The 1,524-nt window shown below is 53.5% G+C and carries 1 protein-coding gene; it reads left to right on the top strand.

Features of this window, described 5'->3' with window-relative positions:
• Positions 1-426: 426 nt before the first annotated feature.
• Positions 427-1,305 carry a type III secretion system effector XopAI gene (xopAI, locus tag XCSCFBP4642_RS0112310; protein WP_029220046.1) on the top strand — a complete coding sequence of 293 codons (879 nt, stop codon included), beginning with the start codon at positions 427-429 and terminating at the stop codon, positions 1,303-1,305.
• Positions 1,306-1,524 lie beyond the last annotated feature (219 nt).

Genomic DNA, 1,524 nt, shown 5'->3' with positions numbered 1-1,524 from the left:
AACGGGCATGGAAGGACGGCTGATCGTAGATCCAAGTGCGTCATGAGCCGGATCGGCCAGTTCGCTGGCCGTTGCGACTACTTGATCAGCGTTGCCCTAAACCTTTGAATCTTATGTGCAAATGCTGTGCGCAGCTTCCTGCCCCAGCAAATCGGCCTGCTTTGTCTACGCTGAGCGAGTGCTCAAAGAGCTGCACTCGACCATGGACTACTCGACCCATGAGGTAGAACCCCGGCAGGGATTCGTGAGAAAAAGAAAAGAGTGATCTAACTTGCTGTCAGAAAAGGAATTTCTGCCAAGCTTCTATAGAGGCTCTAGAATCCCCCGCGTCAATGCTTCGTCGTCCCAGCTATGACTTCGGTGAGCCAGCGCGAGTCGGAAAGCTTTTCGCCAAACTTGCTCCTACAGTCACTGTAGGAGATCAACATGGGTCTATGCGTTTCAAAGCCGAGCGTGGCAGGCTCACCTGAGCATTATGCAACCCACCCCACAGAGCAGGCCACGCCCTCTACGCCTTCATCTCCCGAGGCGTCCATGTCACCCAGCCTGTATGGCTTGGCATCACTCGGGTCTCCCAGAGCGAGCTCGAGCCGTCGTCCATTAAGTCCACTGGTGGAGTTGAACACCAGCGATCTGGTAAAACAAAAAAAGCGGCTTTGGCAGCGGATCCAACACGATGGGTCGCAGTTCCGAACCACACCTGAAGAGCGGAAACAGTTCAAGACTGCGTTCATAACTCTGCCGAGCGAACAATCCCGCCAACAAAGGCAGCAGCGGTGGAATGAGATGAAGCAAAGAATGGCAGAGATGCAGAGGATCCACCCAGAACTCGAACACATGGCAACCGAGGATCTCGTGGCGCTGCAGGCATGGACAGCGGATGACGATTACCAAATAGTACAGAATGTTTTAGAGAAAGATGAGTCCCCTACTGTACATGGCCTTGCTTTTGCAAAATGCATCATTTCGGCACTGCACTCGCTTCCCGAAGAATATTCATACCAAGGGACTGTCTTTACCGGTGAAAATCAGTTGACGAATTGGGTGGCCGAGCGCTACCAAGAGAGACGCGAAACCACGGATCGTCGATTTTTTGCCACCTCCGAAACCAAGGAAGCATCCTGGCAAGGAACGTCAATCGAGTGGGAAACCGATTCAGTAAATGGCAAGCGCATCTCCATGTTTTCAGAGAGCCCAAATGAGGAGGAAGTCCTCTTCCCTCCCGGTACCCGCTTCTTGGTAAATCACATTGAGGAGGTTGGGACGCATCCCCGTCTGAGGATTTATCAAAGCCAGATCGCATAGGCATTCTGAATCGCCCTGGAGAAGTATTCACCAGAACAACGGATGTGGGCGGTGTGGATGTTATTCGAGGGTAATCCCCCCGCCCATTAGCAGACGCCAGAAGTGGAATTTTCTCGTACCCTTTCCCGAGGAGGTTCCATGAAGAAGTCCCGCTTTACCGACAGCCAGATCATCGCCGTGCTCAAGCAGGCCCAGGCCGGTGCGCCCGTGCCGGAGCTG

Origin of the sequence: Xanthomonas cassavae CFBP 4642 (assembly GCF_000454545.1) — a bacterium.
Lineage (GTDB): Bacteria > Pseudomonadota > Gammaproteobacteria > Xanthomonadales > Xanthomonadaceae > Xanthomonas > Xanthomonas cassavae.
The sequence above is the reverse complement of the archived record's forward strand: the minus strand, read 5'-3'. Positions and strand labels throughout refer to the sequence as shown.

Coding starts and splice junctions, on each gene's coding strand:
- xopAI (WP_029220046.1), top strand. CDS start 427: ATGGGTCTATGCGTTTCAAAGCCGAGCGTGGCAGGCTCACCTGAGCAT.